Source organism: Agrobacterium sp. SORGH_AS_0745 (assembly GCF_030818995.1).
GTDB classification, from domain to species: Bacteria; Pseudomonadota; Alphaproteobacteria; order Rhizobiales; family Rhizobiaceae; genus Agrobacterium; species Agrobacterium tumefaciens.
This window is the reverse complement of the sequence record NZ_JAUTBI010000003.1, coordinates 2,719,994-2,740,094: the sequence shown is the minus strand read 5'-3', so window position 1 is coordinate 2,740,094 and position 20,101 is coordinate 2,719,994. Positions and strand designations below refer to the sequence as shown.

General features: G+C 58.2%; 17 protein-coding genes, 1 tRNA gene and 1 pseudogene. 7 read left to right on the top strand and 12 right to left on the bottom strand.

Annotated elements, in window-relative coordinates:
- Positions 1-115 precede the first annotated feature (115 nt).
- On the top strand, positions 116-541 hold the full coding sequence (locus tag QE432_RS23180; RefSeq protein WP_026330776.1) for a secondary thiamine-phosphate synthase enzyme YjbQ: 426 nt from the start codon (positions 116-118) through the stop codon (positions 539-541).
- Positions 542-700: 159 nt separating this feature from the next.
- Positions 701-1,078 carry a hypothetical protein gene (locus tag QE432_RS23175; protein ID WP_003513350.1) on the top strand — a complete coding sequence of 126 codons (378 nt, stop codon included), beginning with the start codon at positions 701-703 and terminating at the stop codon, positions 1,076-1,078.
- A 171-nt stretch (positions 1,079-1,249) separates the two neighbouring features.
- On the opposite strand, the gene QE432_RS23170 is transcribed toward QE432_RS23175, so the two are convergent.
- Entirely contained in the window at positions 1,250-1,993 is a 744-nt protein-coding gene (locus tag QE432_RS23170) for an SIMPL domain-containing protein (protein ID WP_003513348.1), read from the bottom strand.
- Positions 1,994-2,171: 178 nt separating this feature from the next.
- Between QE432_RS23170 and QE432_RS23165 the strand changes: the two genes are divergently transcribed.
- Positions 2,172-2,247, top strand: a tRNA-Ile gene (locus tag QE432_RS23165).
- Between the two features lie 156 nt (positions 2,248-2,403).
- Here QE432_RS23165 and QE432_RS23160 read toward each other — a convergent pair.
- Both QE432_RS23160 and QE432_RS23155 read right to left on the bottom strand, forming a co-directional pair.
- Positions 2,404-2,766 carry a hypothetical protein gene (locus QE432_RS23160; RefSeq protein WP_003513347.1) on the bottom strand — a complete coding sequence of 121 codons (363 nt, stop codon included), beginning with the start codon at positions 2,764-2,766 and terminating at the stop codon, positions 2,404-2,406.
- 212 nt (positions 2,767-2,978) lie between these two features.
- The gene (locus tag QE432_RS23155) at positions 2,979-3,611 is read right to left on the bottom strand and encodes an outer membrane protein (RefSeq protein ID WP_003513345.1); all 633 of its coding nucleotides are present in this window, start codon (positions 3,609-3,611) and stop codon (positions 2,979-2,981) included.
- Positions 3,612-3,997: 386 nt separating this feature from the next.
- On the opposite strand from QE432_RS23155, the gene QE432_RS23150 reads away from it, so the two are divergent.
- Together QE432_RS23150 and QE432_RS23145 are read left to right on the top strand one after the other, a co-directional pair.
- Positions 3,998-4,450, top strand: a complete 453-nt coding sequence (locus QE432_RS23150) for a hypothetical protein (protein WP_003513344.1) — start codon at positions 3,998-4,000, stop codon at positions 4,448-4,450.
- 202 nt (positions 4,451-4,652) lie between these two features.
- Positions 4,653-5,213, top strand: coding sequence for a dual specificity protein phosphatase family protein (locus QE432_RS23145; protein WP_003513343.1), 561 nt, complete (start codon positions 4,653-4,655; stop codon positions 5,211-5,213).
- 99 nt (positions 5,214-5,312) lie between these two features.
- Here the strand turns inward: QE432_RS23145 and QE432_RS23140 are convergent, their stop codons facing one another.
- Positions 5,313-6,572: an AGE family epimerase/isomerase gene (locus QE432_RS23140; protein WP_306625864.1), complete on the bottom strand. Its 1,260-nt coding sequence runs from the start codon at positions 6,570-6,572 to the stop codon at positions 5,313-5,315.
- 179 nt (positions 6,573-6,751) lie between these two features.
- On the opposite strand from QE432_RS23140, the gene metH reads away from it, so the two are divergent.
- Positions 6,752-10,525 carry a methionine synthase gene (metH, locus tag QE432_RS23135; RefSeq protein ID WP_019565253.1) on the top strand — a complete coding sequence of 1,258 codons (3,774 nt, stop codon included), beginning with the start codon at positions 6,752-6,754 and terminating at the stop codon, positions 10,523-10,525.
- A 69-nt stretch (positions 10,526-10,594) separates the two neighbouring features.
- Here metH and QE432_RS23130 read toward each other — a convergent pair whose 3' ends face one another.
- Together QE432_RS23130 and QE432_RS23125 are read right to left on the bottom strand one after the other, a co-directional pair.
- Complete coding sequence (locus QE432_RS23130; RefSeq protein WP_306625862.1) at positions 10,595-11,926, bottom strand: MFS transporter; 1,332 nt, start codon at positions 11,924-11,926, stop codon at positions 10,595-10,597.
- A gap of 79 nt (positions 11,927-12,005) precedes the next feature.
- Positions 12,006-12,783 (bottom strand): annotated as a pseudogene (locus tag QE432_RS23125) (AAA family ATPase).
- Positions 12,784-12,983: 200 nt separating this feature from the next.
- On the opposite strand from QE432_RS23125, the gene QE432_RS23120 reads away from it, so the two are divergent.
- Positions 12,984-13,628: a hypothetical protein gene (locus QE432_RS23120; RefSeq protein WP_306625860.1), complete on the top strand. Its 645-nt coding sequence runs from the start codon at positions 12,984-12,986 to the stop codon at positions 13,626-13,628.
- Positions 13,629-13,675: 47 nt separating this feature from the next.
- On the opposite strand, the gene QE432_RS23115 is transcribed toward QE432_RS23120, so the two are convergent.
- The 6 genes from QE432_RS23115 to QE432_RS23090 form a co-directional block, all read right to left on the bottom strand.
- Positions 13,676-14,719, bottom strand: a complete 1,044-nt coding sequence (locus QE432_RS23115; protein WP_003513334.1) for a zinc-dependent alcohol dehydrogenase family protein — start codon at positions 14,717-14,719, stop codon at positions 13,676-13,678.
- A gap of 75 nt (positions 14,720-14,794) precedes the next feature.
- Positions 14,795-15,853 (bottom strand): ABC transporter ATP-binding protein, encoded by a 1,059-nt coding sequence (locus QE432_RS23110; protein ID WP_003513332.1) that lies wholly within the window; start codon positions 15,851-15,853, stop codon positions 14,795-14,797.
- A 13-nt stretch (positions 15,854-15,866) separates the two neighbouring features.
- Positions 15,867-16,649, bottom strand: a complete 783-nt coding sequence (locus QE432_RS23105) for an ABC transporter permease (RefSeq protein ID WP_003513330.1) — start codon at positions 16,647-16,649, stop codon at positions 15,867-15,869.
- Positions 16,646-17,530, bottom strand: a complete 885-nt coding sequence (locus tag QE432_RS23100) for an ABC transporter permease (RefSeq protein WP_038491680.1) — start codon at positions 17,528-17,530, stop codon at positions 16,646-16,648. The genes QE432_RS23105 and QE432_RS23100 overlap by 4 nt, the downstream gene beginning before the upstream one ends.
- A gap of 202 nt (positions 17,531-17,732) precedes the next feature.
- Complete coding sequence (locus QE432_RS23095) at positions 17,733-18,839, bottom strand: ABC transporter substrate-binding protein (RefSeq protein WP_003513325.1); 1,107 nt, start codon at positions 18,837-18,839, stop codon at positions 17,733-17,735.
- A gap of 288 nt (positions 18,840-19,127) precedes the next feature.
- Positions 19,128-20,006, bottom strand: coding sequence for a MurR/RpiR family transcriptional regulator (locus QE432_RS23090; RefSeq protein ID WP_111796076.1), 879 nt, complete (start codon positions 20,004-20,006; stop codon positions 19,128-19,130).
- Positions 20,007-20,101: the final 95 nt, after the last annotated feature.

Below are 20,101 nucleotides of genomic sequence, written 5' to 3'. Positions count from 1 at the left end.
CTATTAAAGGCAGCCGCCATGTCATGGAAGCACGCCTTTTCGCCATCAGTTACAATTCGACATGGTCCAACGTTTGCAGTGCCTAATTTGTTCCGAATTTTCTAAAGGAAATAACGTGCCGCAGAAGAAAATGACCATTACCACCACCCACGGGCAGGGACTCTACGAATTTACGTCCGAGGCCGAGCGCTTTGTGAAGGAGGCAGGCGTGGACGAAGGCCTTTTGACCGTCTTCGTCAGGCACACATCCTGCTCCCTGCTTATCCAGGAAAATGCCGATCCGGATGTCCGGCGTGATCTGGCGGTATTTTTTTCCCGCCTCGTGCCACCTTCCGACGATGTCTCCATGCGCTGGGTCGTCCACACGCTCGAAGGCCCTGATGACATGCCTGCTCACATCAAATCGGCCCTGACCGCGGTTTCCATCGGAGTACCGATCAGCGATGGCAGGCTTACCCTTGGCACATGGCAGGGCCTTTATCTTTTCGAACATCGCGACCGGCCGCACCGCCGTGAAATCGTTCTGCATATCTCCCCATGATTCCCGTCAAAAGCCCCGACTTTTCCTTTCGTTTTCCCGTTAATGTCTCTGAACGTCTGCTGAACATGCGGTTCTGTCGGCGTTCAGGCGGGCGGGTCTAGGGTCTCGTCAATCGCCGGGGGACGTCCCTGCCGGCGCAGAAACAAACGGAGTGAGTTCATGTTCAGTACCTTCGCAAAAGCCGGCCTGGCTGCCCTCATCGCCCTCGGCGGAATTTCCGTCACCGCTCCAGCTGCTTCGGCTGGCCCGGATGTTCAGCTCAGAGTTCAGGTTCAGGATGGATACGGTCATGACAGAGGCCGCGGCCCGGGCTGGGGTCGTCCCGATCGTCCTGGTCCGGGTTGGGGCCGTCCTGACCGCCCGCGTTACGGTTGCTCGCCGCGGCTTGCGGAGGAAAAGGCTAGCCGCATGGGTCTTCGCCGCGCGCGCGTTGTCGATGTATCGCCGCGCCGTGTCGTGGTTGCAGGATTCGACCGTCGCGGCCCTGACCGCATCTTCTTCGCCAATGAGCGTGGTTGCCCGGTGATCCGTCGCTAAACGGCTGATATTGATCCGCGGAAATCCCCCGCCCTTCGCGCGGATCAAAAAAAATGCCCCTCGCTTGTTATGACAGGCGGGGGGCGTTTCTTTTTGTGGCCTCTCGGGTGGCGGTTACGCGCAGCCGTTCGGCAGATGCGGGCGGCGGGCAATGCCGCCGCTCCGACTGTTTTATTCGCCCAGGGCGAAGGTGACGTTGACCACCACGCTGTAGCTGTTCTCACCCGAAGCGATCGGCACGCTGTCGGCCTCCTTCGCCATCGAAGCTCGCATCATGGTCTGCGGCACCGGCATGGGGCGCTGCATGTTCTCGCTGATCTGGATCACGCGTCCAAGCTTCACGCCCGCCGCTTCCGTCAGCGTTTTCGCTTTGGCCAGCGCATCGGCAACCGCCTGCTTGCGGGCCTCGGTCACGGTTGCTTCCGGCTTGTCATTGGTAAAGGTAATATCGCCGCCCTGGTTGATACCGAGCTTGACGGAGGTATCGAGTATCTCTCCCAGCTTCTTCAGGTCGCGTACGCGCACGGTCAGTCCGTTGGAAACTTGATAGCCGGTAATTTCCGGTGCGACGTAAACGCCGTCTTTCGGCTCATAATGCTTGTAAAGCGGCTGCACGGAGAAATTGCTCGTCTGCAGGTCGCGGTCTTCGATAGCGGACGCCTTCAGCGATTTCAGAACCTCGGCGAGCGCCTTGGAGTTCTCTGTCAAAGCCGCAGCCGCCGTTTCCGCCTGCTTGACGACACTGAATGACAGTATCGCCATATCGGGCGCGATTGCCGACTGGCCTTCGCCGGAAACACTGATGGTTGCTTCGCGCGGGGTGGCATCCTGCGCAAGAGCATTACCGGCAAGCGGCATCATTGCTGCTGCGGTCAATGCACTGAGTGCGAAAAGGCGGGCCTTTGTCGTCGTCATGGTGTTTCCTCGTTGATTGTGTCCCTTTGCAGGGTATTGCCTTAGATTGTGAAGCTAATACGGCAACGGCAGCTTGCGATAGCATCAATGGCTTGTCGGGCCGTAAAAATTACGTTAGAGCGTGACCCACCGGATTCGAACCATTGCGAAGCCGGTGTTTCGGATAATTTTTCCGAAAGGGCCTGTAGCTCAATGGTTAGAGCCGGCGGCTCATAACCGCTTGGTTGGGAGTTCGAGTCTCTCCGGGCCCACCATTTTCCTTATATTTTGAACGAGTTGGTGCGATTCCGCATAGCAAGTCGATACATCATCGATCATTGCGCATTCCTTGGATTTTGCTCATCCAACAAAAAATCCGACCAGCCATTCAGACTGATCGGATTGTTCATTACGGATTTTCAGCTATGGGGTCAGTCGCAGACCCGCATGCTTTCGGTGTGCCAGCCGCCATCATAGGAATTGGGAACGCGGCGGTCTTCGAACCAGCAGCGTGGGCGGGGCGGCGGTGGTGGCTCGTAGTAGCGGGGACCGCTGTTGCCGCCGTTGGCGATTGCGCCGCCGATCAGGCCGCCGATAACGCCTGCAGCCAGTCCGCCGGCAATCGCAGCACCATCATTGTGGCGGCGGTGTTCGCGATAGGGCGGTGGGGGCGGGCCGCCACGGTCGTAGCGCGGACGATAGGGATAGTCCTGCGCGGCAGCGGTGCCGTAGGACGCGAAGACGCTGCCGGTGGCAACCAGCGCGGCAAGGGTTGTAAGAATGATCTTTTTCATCGAGGGCTACTCCATAAGCCTGCTTCGGGAGATAGAGGCTCATTATGCCCGCATGATGGCACGGGCCGGCTGAACGGTCCGTGAATATCTCATTTCTGCGATGTTCACATTTTCCACGTTTTTAGAGTCTCAGGGCGAAGCTGGTGCGGCGTTCCGACAAAGAAAAAGCCCGGCACTTGGCCGGGCTCTTTTGCTGACGTTTGTCGACGCTATCAGAACTTCACACCAAGGCCGACCTTGACGGTGCTCTGGTCGAAATCGGTGTTGACGCCGAAGATGTCCTTGTCGCCATAGTCATTATAGCGATATTCGATCCTGCCAAATACATTGTCGGTGAAGGCATAGTCCAGGCCAGCGCCGACGGTGTAACCGTTGAACGTGGTGCTATCCTTGCCGGCGCCAGGCGTTTCGATGAAACCGCGCGTCGCTGTCCAGCCGGCGGTACCATAGATCAAGGCACGGTCGAAAGCGTAACCGACACGGCCACGAACAGAACCCTGCCAGTCGGTGCCGATGTTCACGCCGGCATAGTCATTGTCGTTCCAGTTATAATCGACATCGCCTTCGATACCGAGGACGAAATTATTGTCGAACTGGTAATTGTAACCGGCAAAAGCGCCCAGAATGCCACCATCGAAACTATCCGACGCGACGGGGCCGCCAGCCGAAAAATCGCCGTTCGCCCAGCCAGCGCCGCCTTGAATACCAAGATACGGACCAGACCAGGTAAATACCGGCAGGGTTTCCTGCGCGACCGGAGGCGCCGGGGTTTCGTAGACGGCATCCGCAGCCATCGCGGTGCTGGCGGACAGGGCCAAGAGTGACGTTACGATCAGCGTTTTCATCGTTTTTCTCCCTGAGCTGATTGACTTCTATAACATATATTAGGTGCATTTAATATGGGTTGGAGATCGGCGGTTCCAAAGGGCAGATCGTTCCCTCGAGTTGCCGGCCTTCCTTGCCCAAATCGCGACGTTTTTTACCGCCCCGTCATGCTGTTCTGATGCGGCGAACGCCTTCAACGGCGTTTGGTTCCTTTCGCCGCCTTGTCAAAGCAACGGAAGCGGGGTCACGCTTGGTTGTCTTGACAGCGGGGGGCACGACCATAGAGTTGTGCCTGTCTGCGGCAATGCCGGTGCTTCGACACCTGGATAGGGCTGATGTTGCGGGCAGGAATGGGCAAGGGAGGACAGGATCGCATGCGGGTTAGTTTTCATGGGGGAGGGGCGACGTGATTGTCGGAGCCGTTCTCAGTGCCATTCTTCTTCTCACCCTCATCGCGTTTCCGCGGCACCTCAAACCGGTCGTCATCTGCCTGCTGTTGATCTGGGGAACCACTGCCGCCTTTGTCATTTACGACTGGCAGCGCGGTAGCCAGCGGCTCGACCATGTGATTGCGACGGCTAGCTTCGATGCGGCGTGCACGGATGCGGCATTGCCGATCCGCGTCAGCTTCCGCAACGACAATAATGTTGCCGTGCAGCGCCTGACCTATACGCTTGAAGGGTTCGAGCCTGCCTTCCGCGCCTCCGTCGCCTTTGATCCCTATCAGGTGAGTGAAAGGCGGATCGAGGCTGGAGAGACCTTTGCCGCGTGCCGCTCTTTCCGACTGCGCAACAATGAAACGGTAGATCCGCAACGGCTGGAATGGCGCGTCACCATCGTTTCTGCGGAATTCGATTGAACGGCTGTCGCTGCTTCCGACCCTCACGGTTTCTTGAACATTTTCGTGCTGTCGCCTGAACCCCTTGTTTCGCAAGGGGTTCGTAAAGGTGCCCGCGTCGTTGCCGGCCACGCCGAGGCCGCTTTCGCCGTTGCGGGACTTGTTTTCGCCGATTTGCAATGCCACCTGCCCACCCGTCCGATGAATGTTGCGGGTTTAGGTTTTGCGTATAGTTCTGAAGTTTCTGAAAATTGCCGCCATTGGCCTGGTGGCTCTGCCGGTTCTGGCCGGCGCGCATATGGGCATCGGCCAGCTGACCGGAAATTTTCACGAGGTCATCCCCGGCGAACTTTATCGTTCGGCCCAGCCGAGCGGCAAGGACATCACGGCCTATGCCAAGGCCTACGGCATCAAGACGATCATCAATCTGCGCGATGAAAAGCGTGAAGGCTGGTATGACGCCGAAAGCCAGGCAGCGAAAAACAACGGTGTCCGGCTGGTCGATTATCCGCTGAGTTCAAGCGAGAAGGTCTCGGTGGAGGAAGCGGAAACGCTCGTCGCCGTGCTGCGCAACGCTGAAAAACCGATCCTCATCCATTGCGAACACGGCGCCAACCGAACCGGGCTCGCCTCCGCGATCTATGTGAGCGCCGTTGCCGGCAAAAGCGAGGCTGCCGCCGAGTTCCAGCTTTCACCCTATTACGGACATGTGCCGATCCCGGGTATCGGCCGTTATGAAATGTACCAGTCCTGGGATGATTTCGAGGAAACTATCGGATTTTGAGGCGCCTCGATATGCTGACACCCCGGATTTGATCCGGGGTCCAGCATGATCACGTCCGGTATGACGGAGCGTGTCAGATGCTTCATTCTTGCAGCGGCCTCAATAGGAGCCGCCGCCTTCCTTGATCACTTTCGTCAAACTTCCCGTTGCCGGAAATAGCGGGATCAGGCAGGCCTGAAGCGCGTGGTAGATGTCGCCCTTGCCGGGGAAAAGCGTGTTGGCTGGAATCAGATTTTCCGTCAGCTCCTCGTGCCAGCCGCCATTGTCTTGGTCGATGAAATTGTTGGCGATCGTGCTCCAGATGCGGCGGTAGCTGTCTTCGTAGAATTCGTCCGCCGGCAGATTTTCGTTGAGGAAGTGGGCTGCACCCGCCGCCTCGCACATGGGCCACCAGAGCTTTGCCGTCTTGTCGGGATTGTCGTGCCAGTCGAGCGTATAAAAGAAGCCGCCTTTTTCGCGGTCCCAGCCAAGCGCCATGGATTGCACGAAAAGCGATTTTGCCGCCACCGGCATCCAGTCATGGCGGCGTTCGCCCAGCACCCATAATTGCAGGATGAGGCGCGCCCATTCCAGCCAATGGCCGGGAGTGGAGCCGGAGGGGCGGAACATTTCGTTACCACGATACTCCTTGTCGAGCGTCCAGTTCTCGTCAAAATGCTCCGGCACGCGGAAATCCAGCTCACCGGCGCGGCGGCGGATGACGAGATCGGCGATGCGTTCGGCCTTTGTCAGGTAATGGCTGTCGCCGGTCGCCTCGTAGGCGGCCATCAGCGCTTCGGTCAGATGCATGTTGGAATTCTGGCCGCGATAATTGTCGATGGGTGACCAGTCGCGGTTGAATTCCTCGGCGATAGCGCCGTGTTTTTCTTCCCAGAAACGCGTTTCCAGAACCTCGGTGATGTCGGCCAGCATCTTGTCAGCAAGCGGGTGGCCGACAGTTTTGGCGGAGGAGGCGGCCAGAAGCACGAAGGCGTGGCCATAACCCTGTTTGGTGGCGTCCACCGGGCCGCCATCGTTGACCTGCCAAAAATAACCGCCGTGCTCGCTGTCACGATGATTGTTCCAGAGGTAGGTCATGCCGTGGTCGACGATATCGCCGCAGCCCGGCCGTCCGAGCAGGTGGCCGATGGAGAAGCAATGCACCATGCGTGCCGAGGCATGGATGCCGCGCACGGGATCGTTTTTCTGCAGCGGCGCACCCTTGGCGTCGAGATCGAAGAAGCCGCCGGCCGGATTGACCGCGCGATACTGGAAGAAGTCGAAAAGCCCATCGGCCTGTTTGACCAGCCACTGGCGATGCCATGGCAAGGTGTTCCAGTTCCGGTTGTTGTGGTCGTCCTCGGGCATTTCGTCCTCCATACGGTTTGCTGCTTCGGCTTATATCCTTGCTGCATAAACCTGTCATCTGTCAGTGAAATTTCGTAGTCTGCCGCAACGACGCAAAGCCATACCTATACCTTGAAGATATATTGACATAAACATATCTTTATGTGACTTGACGGCTTGCGATCTTGCAAATCGAAATGAGGAGTGCGCCGGTGTTTGACGATCTGTTCGGCCCTGAAGGGGCAAAGCGCGACGGCGCGGAAATTTTGCGCGCGCTGCGCCAGGCCGCCAGCGAACGTATCCTCATTCTCGATGGCGCAATGGGCACGCAGATTCAAGGGCTGGGGTTTGATGAAGATCATTTTCGCGGTGATCGTTTTATCGGCTGCGCCTGTCACCAGCAGGGCAATAACGACCTTCTGATCCTGACCCAGCCGGATGCCATCGAAGAAATCCATTATCGCTATGCGATGGCGGGCGCGGATATTCTCGAAACCAACACGTTTTCGTCGACGCGCATCGCGCAGGCGGACTACGAGATGGAAAATGCCGTCTACGATCTCAACCGCGAAGGGGCGCAGATCGTCCGCCGTGCTGCCCAGCGGGCTGAGCGCGAAGATGGCCGCCGCCGTTTCGTTGCGGGCGCTATCGGCCCGACCAACCGCACCGCCTCGATTTCGCCTGATGTCAACAATCCTGGTTACCGTGCCGTCAGTTTCGACGATCTGCGCATCGCCTATGGCGAGCAGATCGACGGTCTGATCGACGGCGGCGCGGATATCATCCTCATCGAGACGATCTTCGATACGCTGAACGCCAAGGCCGCAATCTTCGCCTGCGAGGAGCGCTTCGAGGCCAAGGGCATCCGTCTGCCAGTGATGATATCAGGCACGATCACCGACCTTTCCGGCCGCACGCTGTCCGGCCAGACGCCGTCTGCTTTCTGGAACTCGGTGCGACACGCCAACCCCTTCACCATCGGCCTCAACTGCGCTCTTGGTGCAGATGCCATGCGTCCGCATCTGCAGGAGCTTTCGGATGTGGCCGACACCTTCGTCTGCGCCTATCCGAATGCCGGCCTGCCGAACGAATTCGGGCAATATGACGAAACACCCGAGATGATGGCGCGCCAGGTGCAGGGTTTTGCCCGCGACGGTCTTGTCAACATCGTCGGCGGTTGCTGTGGTTCGACGCCCGAGCATATCCGGGCGATTGCCGAAGCCGTCAAGGACTACAAGCCGCGCCCCATTCCCGAGCACAAGCCCTTCATGTCGCTTTCGGGTCTCGAACCCTTCGTGCTGACCAAGGACATTCCCTTCGTCAACGTGGGCGAACGTACCAACGTCACCGGCTCGGCCCGCTTCCGCAAGCTGATCACCGCCGGCGATTACACGGCGGCGCTGGCTGTCGCCCGCGATCAGGTGGAAAACGGTGCGCAGATCATCGACATCAACATGGATGAGGGCCTGATCGACTCGCAAAAGGCGATGGTGGAGTTCCTGAACCTCATTGCCGCCGAGCCTGATATTGCCCGCGTGCCTGTGATGATCGACTCATCCAAGTTCGAAATCATCGAAGCCGGTCTGAAATGCGTGCAGGGCAAATCGATCGTCAATTCTATTTCGCTGAAGGAAGGCGAGGAGAAGTTTCTCCAGCAGGCGCGGCTCGTCCACAATTACGGTGCTGCGGTCGTGGTCATGGCATTTGACGAGGTCGGGCAGGCGGATACCTATCAGCGCAAGGTGGAGATCTGCACGCGCGCCTACAAGCTTTTGACCGAAAAGGCGGGCCTGTCGCCGGAAGACATTATCTTCGATCCAAACGTGTTTGCGGTGGCCACGGGTATCGAGGAGCACAATAATTACGGCGTGGACTTCATTGAAGCCACCAAGACTATCCGCGAAACCATGCCGCTGACGCATATTTCCGGTGGCGTTTCCAACCTCTCCTTCTCCTTCCGCGGCAATGAGCCGGTGCGTGAGGCGATGCATGCCGTGTTCCTCTACCACGCCATCCAGGTCGGCATGGATATGGGCATCGTCAATGCCGGGCAGCTTGCGGTTTACGACAACATCGATGCGGAACTGCGCGAGGCCTGCGAAGATGTGGTGCTGAACCGCCGCGACGACGCGACGGAGCGGCTGCTTGACGTGGCGGAGCGTTTCCGCGGCACGGGTGAAAAACAGGCGAAGGTGCAGGATCTTTCCTGGCGCGAGCTTTCCGTCGAAAAGCGGCTGCAACACGCGCTGGTCAACGGCATTACCGAATTCATCGAAGCCGATACGGAAGAGGCGCGCCAGCAGGCCGCCCGCCCGCTGCACGTTATCGAAGGGCCGCTGATGGCGGGCATGAACGTGGTCGGTGACCTGTTCGGCTCTGGAAAGATGTTTCTGCCGCAGGTGGTTAAATCCGCCCGCGTGATGAAGCAGGCCGTCGCCGTTCTGCTTCCTTACATGGAAGAGGAAAAGCGCCTGAATGGCGGTGAGCAGAACAAGGCCGCCGGCAAGGTGCTGATGGCGACCGTGAAGGGTGATGTGCACGATATCGGCAAGAACATTGTCGGCGTCGTTCTTGCCTGCAACAATTACGAGATCATCGATCTCGGCGTGATGGTGCCGACGACGAAAATCCTTGAAACGGCGATTGCCGAAAAGGTCGATGTGATCGGTCTTTCCGGTCTCATCACGCCATCGCTTGATGAAATGGTGCATGTGGCGGCGGAAATGGAGCGGCAGGGTTTCAACATCCCGCTGCTGATCGGCGGCGCAACGACGAGCCGCGTGCATACGGCGGTGAAAATCCATCCGCGTTACGAACAGGGCCAGGCGATCTATGTCACCGATGCCTCGCGTGCGGTGGGCGTCGTCTCCGCACTTCTCTCCGCCGAGCAGAAGCCAGCCTATATCGACGGCATCCGGGCTGAATATGCCAAGGTGGCGGAGGCGCACGCCCGCAATGAGCGCGAAAAGCAGCGTCTGCCGCTTTCCCGCGCCCGCGAGAATGCGCACAAGATCGACTGGTCGACCTATAGTGTCGTGAAGCCGCAATTCTTCGGCACCAAGGTGTTCGAGACCTATGACCTTGAGGAGCTGTCCCGTTACATCGACTGGACGCCGTTCTTCCAGACCTGGGAGCTAAAGGGCCGATATCCCGCTATCCTTGAAGACGAGAAACAGGGCGAGGCCGCGCGGCAGCTTTATGCCGATGCGCAGGCGATGCTGAAGAAGATCATCGAGGAAAAATGGTTCCGGCCGCGGGCTGTTATCGGCTTCTGGCCCGCCAATGCGGTGGGCGACGACATCAGGCTGTTCACGGATGAAAACCGCTCCGAAGAACTGGCGACCTTCTTCACGCTGCGCCAGCAGCTTTCCAAGCGTGACGGCCGCCCCAATGTGGCGCTTTCCGATTTCGTCGCGCCTGTCGATAGCGGCGTTGCCGATTATGTCGGCGGCTTCGTCGTGACGGCGGGTATCGAGGAGGTGGCGATTGCTGAACGCTTCGAGCGGGCCAATGACGATTATTCGTCGATTCTCGTCAAGGCGCTGGCCGACCGTTTTGCGGAAGCCTTTGCCGAACGTATGCATGAGCGGGTGCGCAAGGAATTCTGGGGTTATGCGCCCGAAGAAGCTCTTGCCGGCGATGAGCTGATCGGCGAGGCCTATGCCGGTATCCGCCCTGCGCCCGGTTATCCGGCCCAGCCTGATCATACCGAAAAGAAAACCCTGTTCTCCCTGCTCGACGCCACCAACGCGGCGGGCGTGGAGCTGACGGAGAGTTATGCCATGTGGCCCGGCTCCTCCGTCTCCGGCCTCTATATCGGCCATCCCGAGAGCTATTATTTCGGTGTTGCCAAGGTGGAACGTGATCAGGTGCTGGACTATGCGCGTCGCAAGGACATGCCGTTGGTAGAAGTAGAGCGCTGGCTCGGACCGGTGCTCAACTACGTACCGGTAAACGGTGCCGAGGAGATCGACAGCGCGGCCTGACGTTTCGGCCACCGTTGTTGCAATAAAAAGCGCGGGTCCTGCCCGCGCTTTTTTGTGTCGTCGTTGGGCTTACGACCTTAAGGCCGCCAGTTCCTCTATGCCGACATGGCTTTCGATTTCGCTGCCGCGCAGATACAGGTAAACGCCGATGCAGAAGGCGAGGGCGGCGATGAACACCAGATACCACGCATGCGCCATTGGATTGACGGCTAGCGCCATCGTTACGCCAATCGGTGTCAGCCCGCCGAAGATGGCATAGGAGACGTTGTAGGCGAAGGAGAGGCCCGAGAAGCGGACCGAGGCCGGGAAGGCGCGCACCATGACATAGGGCACTGCACCTGCCATGCCAACCGACAGGCCCATGACGCCGTAAAGCACGAACATGGTTTCTAGCGATGTGCCGGCATAGCTGTAGAAAGTGAAGGTGGCTATGCCGAAGAAGATGCTCGCGGCCATGAAGAAAATGCCGGAGCCGACACGATCGATCAATGCGCCGGCGATGATGACGCCGAAGATGAGGAACAGCGTGCCGAAGCTGGTGCCTGCCAGCGCCTGCGTCGGTGTGTAGCCATAGAGCTTCTGCAGGAAGGTTGCCGTCATCAGCGTGGTAACGACGATGGCTGCGGACAGAACCCAGGTCAGCAGCGCGGAAATAATCACGCCGCGCATATGGTGCTTCAGCACGAGGCCAAGCGGAAGCTTGTCCGTCAGCGACTTCGACTTTTTCATCTCCATGAAGATCGGTGTCTCTTCCAGCCAGCGGCGCAGATAGACGGCAATCAGGCCGAATATGCCGCCGAGCAGGAAGGGAATGCGCCATGCGTAGGCCGCCACATCTTCTGCCGAGAAGAGGGAATTGATGGCAAAGGCAATCAGCGAACCGAGCATGATGCCGAAAGAGAGGCCGGACGTCAGAAAACCGCAGGCGAGCCCGACGCGGCGAAAGGGCACGTGCTCCGCAACGAAGGTCCAGGCACCCGGCACTTCGCCGCCGATGGCCGCACCCTGCAGCATGCGCAGGAAGATGAGAAGGATGGGGGCCGCAACGCCGATGGTGGCATAGGTCGGCATCAGCGCCATGCCGAGCGTCGAAAGCGCCATGAGCAGGATGGAGAAGGCGAAGACGCGTTTGCGGCCATAACGATCGCCATAATGCGCGAGAACGATGCCGCCCAGCGGCCGCACCAGATAACCGGCGGCGAAGATGCCGAAGGTCTGGATCATCACCAGCCAATCGGGCATTTCCGGTGGGAAGAACAGATGGCCGATGACGGTGGCGAAAAACACGAAAATGATGAAATCGTAGAACTCCAGCGCGCCGCCGAGTGCCGAAAGGCCGAGAGTTCTGTAGTCCTGCCTGTTCAGGGGCCGGGCAGTTGCCGGTGTGGTGGTGGGAGACATAAGCCTGCTTCTTTTTCTAATTCACATGTTGCTAATGGGCATGCGGCAAGCGATGCGCGATTTCAAGCCTTATCAGCTCCTAATCGCTCAGGAATTTTGATGGACGATCAAGAAAGCGCCGCAGGAAACTGATGTTTTCCAGCTCGTCATAAAGACGCTCGGTGATGCCGCTCTCGTCGAAGTAATAAATCGTCGCTTCGGGAATGGCTAAGAGCACCGGCGAATGGGTTGCGATGATCAACTGCCCACCACTATCTGCCGTGTGACGGACGAGGGCTGCAAGCTCCAGCTGCTTTTGCGGTGAAAGAGGACTTTCCGGTTCATCGAGAAAATAAAGGCCGGCGCCGTGCAGGCGCTGCTGCATGATATCGAGAAATCCCTCGCCATGCGAACGCCGGTCTATGACGTTGCTTCTAACGATATGCCTGAAAGTGTCCGGTGTTTCCTCGGGAAAATCTTCGCCTCTTTTCAGGGCTTTTTCCCGCTCCCAGCGAAAGTCATCCAGGGTCTCTTCATTCTGCTTGCGGATGTAGCCAAGCACGTCTTCGGCGCGCATGAACATGCGGATTTTCGGGTATTTCTTGCGGGCGAAATAGAATGCCTTCGCCACGGTTTCCGCATGCTGAAGATAGAGGTCGCCGGCAACCTGTCCATGATTGCCGATGGCATAGGCCGTCATTCCGGCCGCCAGCCCTTCCAGCAGCGGTGGATTTGCCGGAGCCGTTATTGCCGGCGAAAAAGGTGATCGGCGTCTTGAATTCGAGGCGTTCCAGCTGGCGCAGCGCCGGAACGGTAAAGGGGTATTCGTCCCTTCGGTCCGGAGTTTCCTTCATGGTCACGCTGTCGAGAAACAGCATTTTCAATCCTCTTTATCGATGCTTCTTTTTCTGTGCGTCCGTTTGCGGCGGAAGAGGAGTATATTATATTGGTGTATATTATAAGTATCAAAATTACATCTGTGTATTTTCAAAGTAATTAAATGAATAATCATCGATTAAATTTTATATTAAGGCGATTGTAGAAATATATCCCGATATTTTTGTATTGCGGGGAAGATATGAATCAGATTGCGCTGGTTTACGTCGCCATCATATTTTTGTTCGCGTCTGCTGTGGATGCCGATGCCAAGCGTTTTCGGTTTTTTGCGGTGCCTGGCTTCAGTCGCGGTGAGACGATCGACAGGGTCTACGACTTGCCCAATCAAACGACTTTCGTGGTGGAAGGGAAGTTCTTTGACCTCGGCTATTTGAACAGCAGTAGTGGCGACACTTATGTTCTTTATAATGGCGACCAATACGTGAAGTTGGACGAGGTGGGCCTTAAGGGCATTTCCAGTATGCTTGGATTTGACCCTACCGTCGAGGACCGCAAAAAACGTGCGGCGGCTTCGGAGGCGGCTGAGCCTATAGGGAGACTGATAGGTGGGTTTGTGCTGCTCGTGGGCCTGTTCGTGCTCCTGCGCAGGGGTATTCGCTGGTACTATCGGTCGGGTAGCAGAAACGCTCGTCTCGAGCGGGAAGATATCGAGGCGGTCGTCGAATTACCGGAACCCCGTCCGCCGACCATACGTCAGCAACGTGCGCCAGTTACCCAGGATTATACGCCCACTCTCAATGAGGTTGCACCGCCGACCAGAAGACCGGAGGCCGCGCCAAATCGCGCGGGGATGGCAGTCCGGCCGTTCGGACGCAGGAATGCCTGATGCCGTCTAGACAAACGGCATTTTCCGGGACGTTCCGGCTGTGACTGTTATTCGAACCTGTCGATGATGCTGATGCCACTTTCCTGGAAACGGTCCATGGCGGGAAGGGCGGTGATGGCATCGGAAAGGGTGATGTGGCGGCCGATCAGTTTTTCGGGCGCGAGCTTGCCGCTCTCGATCATCGCCAGCATGTCTTCGTAGCGCCATGCCTGCATGCCGTGGCTACCGTAAATCTCCAGCTCGTGGGCAATCACCCGGGCCATGGGGATGGCTGGCATGGCGTGATCGGCCAGCATCAGCCCTACCTGAACGTGGCGCCCGCGCCGGCGCAGGTTGCTGATGGAATTGCAGCAGGTCTGCGGGTGGCCAAGCGCGTCGATAGAGACATGCGCGCCGCCGCCGGTCACTTCGCGCACCGCCTCCGTGACGTCGGCAACCGAGCGGCTGTTGATGGTGGCGGTTGCGCCGAGTTGGCGGGCAAGTTCGAGCTTGTCTTCCGCAATGTCGATGGCGACGACCTGAGCGCCGAGGCCTGCGCCGATCATGATGGCGGAGAGGCCGACGCCGCCGCAGCCATGTACCGCCAGCCACTCGCCGCCTTTCAGGCGACCCTGGTCCGTCACAGCCCGGAAGGACGTGGCGAAACGGCAGCCGAGACCGGCGGCAGTGGCGTAGCTCATCGTATCAGGCAGATGAACAAGGTTCTGGTCCGCGTAATCGATGGCGACATATTCGGCGAAAGAACCCCAATGGGTGAAGCCGGGCTGGAACTGCGTCTCACACACCTGTTGATTGCCGGAGCGGCATTCATGGCAACGGCCGCAGCCGGAAACGAAGGGAACGGTGACACGGTCGCCCGTCTTGAACCTGGTAACGTTCTTTCCGACGGCAGCGATAACGCCGGCGAATTCGTGGCCAGGGACATGCGGCAGGCGAATATCCGTATCGTGGCCCATCCAGCCATGCCAGTCGCTGCGGCAGAGGCCCGTCGCCTTCACCTCGATGACCACGCCGCCGTCGGTCGGTTCCGGATCAGGCAAGGATGCCACAATCGGGGTCTCGCCGAACAGTTCGTAAAAAAGCGCGCGCATCCTAGCCTCACATCGTCGGTAAGCAGATTTGAATTATACCTGCTCTATCTGCTTCCGACGCTGGAGAAAAGCCATTTAATCTTTGATCACCATAAGATCACCAGCCGCGAATTTAAGCGTTACTTGTTCGCCAAGGGCGGGCGGTGCGGTGCCGGGATCGTTGAACATGTCGAAAGACAAGGTCGAACCGCCGAGATCAAGACGGGTTCGGATGACCGAACCCAGGAACTGGCTTGAGGTGACGATACCGGAAATAGCCACGTCTCCCTTCGCGTCAGCGCCGAGAGCTCCTGCTTCCGGGCGCAAGGCGAGGGTGATTTTTTCACCGTTTGCAACATCGACCGGCTTGTGGAGCGTCACGTTCTGCTCACCGACACGGATTGTGCTGGTAGAGGAATCGACGACGGTTGCGTCGATCAGGTTCAGCGTGCCGACGAAGGAGGCGACAAACCGGGTCGCGGGTTTGTTGTAGATATCGAAGGGCGAACCGATCTGGTCGGCGCGGCCGGAATTCATGACAACGATACGGTCGGAGATCGACAGGGCCTCTTCCTGATCGTGGGTCACGAAAATTGTGGTGATGCCGAGCTTTCTCTGGATCTGGCGGATTTCTTCGCGCAGCGATACGCGGATCTTGGCATCGAGCGCGGAAAGCGGCTCGTCCAGCAGAAGCACTTCCGGCTTCGGGGCCAATGCGCGGGCAAGCGCCACGCGCTGCTGCTGGCCGCCTGACATCTGGTAGGGGTAACGATCCGCCAGATGCTCCAGATGGATGAGCTGAAGCATTTCCTTCACGCGTGCATCGATCTCGGCTTTCGGCTTGCCGGCGACTTTGAGCCCGAAGGCGACATTTTCGTAGACATTCATGTTGGGGAACAGCGCATAGGCCTGAAACACCATGCCGATATTGCGCTGGTTGGGCCTGAGCGTCGTCTGGTCCTTGCCGTTGATGACGATCGATCCGCCGGTCGGGATTTCGAAACCGGCGATCATGCGCAGCACAGTGGTCTTGCCGCAGCCCGACGGGCCTAGAAAGGAGACGAACTCGCCCTTTTCGATGGCCATGTTGAAATCATGGACGACCTGTACGGAGCCGAAGGATTTCTTGATATTGCTAAGTGTCAAAAAGCTCATGAAAATCTTGTCCTCAGGCCTTGGGAGGCGCGCCCTTCTGGTAGCGTGAAACGAGTTGGATCAACCCAAGGCAACCCCAGGTGATGCCGAAGGAGATCACGGCAAGTGCAGCCGGTTCATAGGCGCGGTTGGCGCCAAGCAGCTGCATATAGGGGCCAAAGGCCGGGCGGTTCAAAAGGGCGGCCATGGTGAATTCACCGATGACGATGGCGAAGGTCAAAAACGCACCTGACAGCACGGCGACCAGAACATTGGGCAGGATGATGCGCGACAGAATGGTCGTCCACCCCGCGCCAAGGCTCTGCGCCGCTTCCGTCAGCGTCGAGACGTCGATGGTCCTAAGACCAGTATCGACGGCGCGGTACATGTAGGGCAAGGCGAGCGTGGCATAACCGAACATCAAAAGCAGGTTGGTGCCGAAGGTCGTGCCAGTCAGCGGAAGCCAGCTGGAGGTGTTGTAAAGCCTGATATAACCGAACACGATGACGATGGCCGGGATGACCAGCGGCAGGAGCGTGATGAATTCGATATAGGGGCGCAAGCCCGGCAGTTTGAGGCGGACCCAATAGGCCGTGGGCACCACCAGCAGCACACCGAAAACGATGGTGAAGAGAGCCATCACCACAGAATAGCTGAAGGTTTCCTGAAAACGCGGGTCGGTGAGCACCTTGCCATAGGCGTCGAAGGAATATTCACCGCGGCGCATTTTCAGCGAGAAGTTGGTCATGCCGATCAGCGGTAGGGCGAAATAGAGTAGGCCGAAGATCAGCGCGCCCCAGGCGAAGAACTTCTTCATTTGAGCCACCTTTCGCTACGGGCGCGCAGCCAGATGTAAAGCGCATTGGCAATGCCGGTGACGACGATCATGCCGAAGGCGAGAGCGTAACCCAGATGCGGATTGCCGAGAACGTCGCCGCGGATCTGCGCGAAAAGCAGAATGGGCACGATGTTGAGCGACGAGCCGGTAAGCGCGATCGCGGTGGCCACCGCACCGAAGGCATTGGCAAACAGCAGCGACATGGTGCCAAGCAGCGATGGCAGCAGGATGGGGAAGGCCACCATGCGCCAATATTGCACGCCGGTCGCGCCAAGGATTTCCGCAGCTTCGCGCCACTCGCGCTTCAATCCGTCAAGCGCCGGCGTGATGATGAGGATCATCAGCGGAATCTGGAAGAACAGATATGTGACGGTCAGGCCCCAGAAGGACAGGATGTTGAAGCCGAGGAGTCTCAGATCAATGCCGATCTGCGTCTTCAAAAACACGGTGAGTAGGCCGACCGGGCCGAGTGTGGCGATGAAGGCGAAGGCGAGCGGCACGCCGGCAAATTGCGATGCGACGCCCGAAAATGTCAGGAGTGGCCCGCGAATGCGCTGCGGCAGACCGCCCAGAACCACGGCGGCGGCGACGGCAAAACCAATCAGGCAGCCAAGAGCCGCCGAGGCGAGGCTGATCTTGATCGAAATCCAGTAGGCCGCGAGGATGGACGAGGTGAAAAGCCCGGCGACGTTTTCCAGCGTCAGGCTGCCATCGGGACGCTGGAACGCACCGACCACGATTTTCATCGTCGGAAAAATCAGAAACAGCAGAACAAAAACAGCAAAAGGTACGACGCCTAACCAATGAAGCGGCAACTTTCTGCCCGCATCGGATGGTCCGCCGGAGTTGGTTGATGGCATGCCTGGTCCCCAAACGCCGTTTTCAAACGGTCTGTCTATAAAGTTCTTTATTATCGCACGTCCGGTAAAAACGGAATCGTCAGACGCACTTTCGATCTTTGTTTTGTGCAATTTCCGGGGGTAAAACCTAGGGAGTTTTACCTGAAATGCTTTCAAAGAAGCACCCCGGCTTTTTGAAAAGCCGGGGTGTATTTTTCAAAGGTTACTTCACGTTCGCGCCGACGACGCTGTCCCAGCCGCCGGTAACGGCGGCCTTGTTGGCGTCGACGTCTTCGAGCGTCGGGAAGATTGCCTTTTCATAGGCTGCTGCCGGCGGCAGGCTGTCGATCAGTTCCTGCGGAACCTTGCCGGCCTTGACCATCGCGTTGAAGCGGATCGGGTGGCAATAACCCTTCAGCCAACCGAGCTGACCGTCGTCGGAGTAGAGGTGTTCCATCCAGAGCTTGGCAGCGTTCGGATGCGGGGCGTAAGCGGAAATGCCCTGAACGTAAACGCCAGCCAGAACGCCTTTTTCCGGAACCACGACTTCCGTGGGCGGGTTGTCGTTCAGCGTCTTCTTCCAGGAGAGCGCGTTATAGTCCCAGGCGACGATGATCGGGGTAGCACCCTGTGCCAGCGTGCCGGCCTTGCCGATGACTGGCAGGAAGTTGCCAGCCTTGTTGAGCTCGGCGAAATATTTCAGGCCAGCCTCACCGGCTTCCTTGCCGGACTTCGCGCCGCTGGCAAGACCGGCGGCGAGAACGCCGAGGATAGCCTGGTTGGAAGCGCGCGGATCGCCGGCAAGCGCTACCTGACCGGAATATTCCGGCTTCTGCAGGTCGGCCCAATCCTTCGGCACGTTCTTGACGAGGTCCTTGTTCACGAAGAAGGACATCACGCCGTAATAGTCGCCGTACCAGTAACCTTCCGGATCCTTGACGTTGTCAGGGATTTCGTCCCAGGTGGAGACCTTGTAAGGCTGCAGCAGGCCTTCGGCCTTCATCTGCGGGCCGAAAGCGAGACCGACGTCGACAACGTCAGGAGCCTGCGGGCCCTTGTTGTCCTTGTTCGCCTTTACCGCTTCGACTTCATCGGCAGAGCCGGCGTCGGGGTTGAGTTCGTTGACGGTGATTTCCGGATATTTCGCCTTGAAAGCGGCGATGACGTCGCCGTAACCACACCAGTCGTGCGGCAGCGCGACGGTGGTCAGCATGCCTTCCTTCTTGGCGGCAGCGATCAGTTCGGCGCTTGGCGCAGCGGCAGCGATCGCGGTGGAGGCCATTACCAGAGCGGTGGTGGCAGCAAGCAGTCGACGGCAATGAGAGATCACTTTTTTCTCCTCTTCGTGTTCTCGTATTACGGACGCTGATACGGATTCTGGATGAAGCTAATGTGACGGCTGGATTGCAATTTATTTATCCGGATTCCGTCACTTTACGCCCATTTTCCGCCATCACCCGGCTTTGTGCCTGCAATCGCGGGGTAATCCCATCATCATTCGTGTTGGACAGATATGTTCCCCAGCTTGTTTTTATCCCGCTTTATCGCGCTGGTAGCGATTTCAGGTATCCAATCAGCCGGCGGTTTCCGCGTCAAGCACTGTGCCGGCTACTAATGTTCATGTCCGGTCCGGCCTGCGGAACAGACGCGTCTGCTCGAACAGGCCTTCCAGCGCGTTCATGCGCTCCTTGGTTTCATCCCAGGTGCTGCTCTGCACCGCTTCGATCAGCGCTTCGACGACAAACAATGTAACGACCGATGAATCCCATGCCGAGGGGGCTTCGATCTTCACACGGAAGGTGTGCAGCGCGTGGCGCGCCACCGGCGATGTCCACTGATCCGTGAAAAGAATGATCTGTACGCCGTTTGCCTTCGCCACCTCGGCAAGCGTCGTCATGTCGTGCTCATAACGGCGGATGTCGAAGATCACCAGCACATCGCCGGCGCTCATATTCAACATATATTGAGGCCAGGCGCTGGAGTTGGACGACATCAGCGTCGTCTTTGGCCGGATCACCTGCATATGCGTGAAAAAATATTCGGCAATCGCGCCGGTGATGCGCCCGCCGACGAAATAGATGCTGCGTTTGCGGTCCGAGAGCAGCTTTGCGGCATTATCGAAGACCGCGGTGTCGAGATCGCTCAAAGTGTCGCGCAGATTGCCCGTTATGGCGTCGGCGAAACGGTTGAGAATATGCAGACCCGGCGCATTGGTTGCCCAGCGGTCATGTTTGGCAACCGGGCCGGAGATCGTCGCTTCCAGTTCCTGGTGCAGATGGGCCTGAAACTCCGGGTAACCTTTATATCCGAGCTTCTGCACCATGCGCGCCACCGTCGGCGTCGAAACACCGGCATTTTCGGCAATGGTGGTGATGCTGCCGAGACCCGAGACGGGGTAGTTGCCGAGTAGGCTCTCCGCCAGCCGTTTTTCCGAACGGGTCAGCGCGTCATAGTGGGCATGGATGACATCCGACACGGTGGCCGTCGTACTGCGCAAATCTTTCCCCTTCCGGTCTTTTTGCCGGTGTATTGGCGAATATAAGCATCTGTGCCAGCTATCGAGTCAATGGGGAAAATGAAGAGAAAATTTCA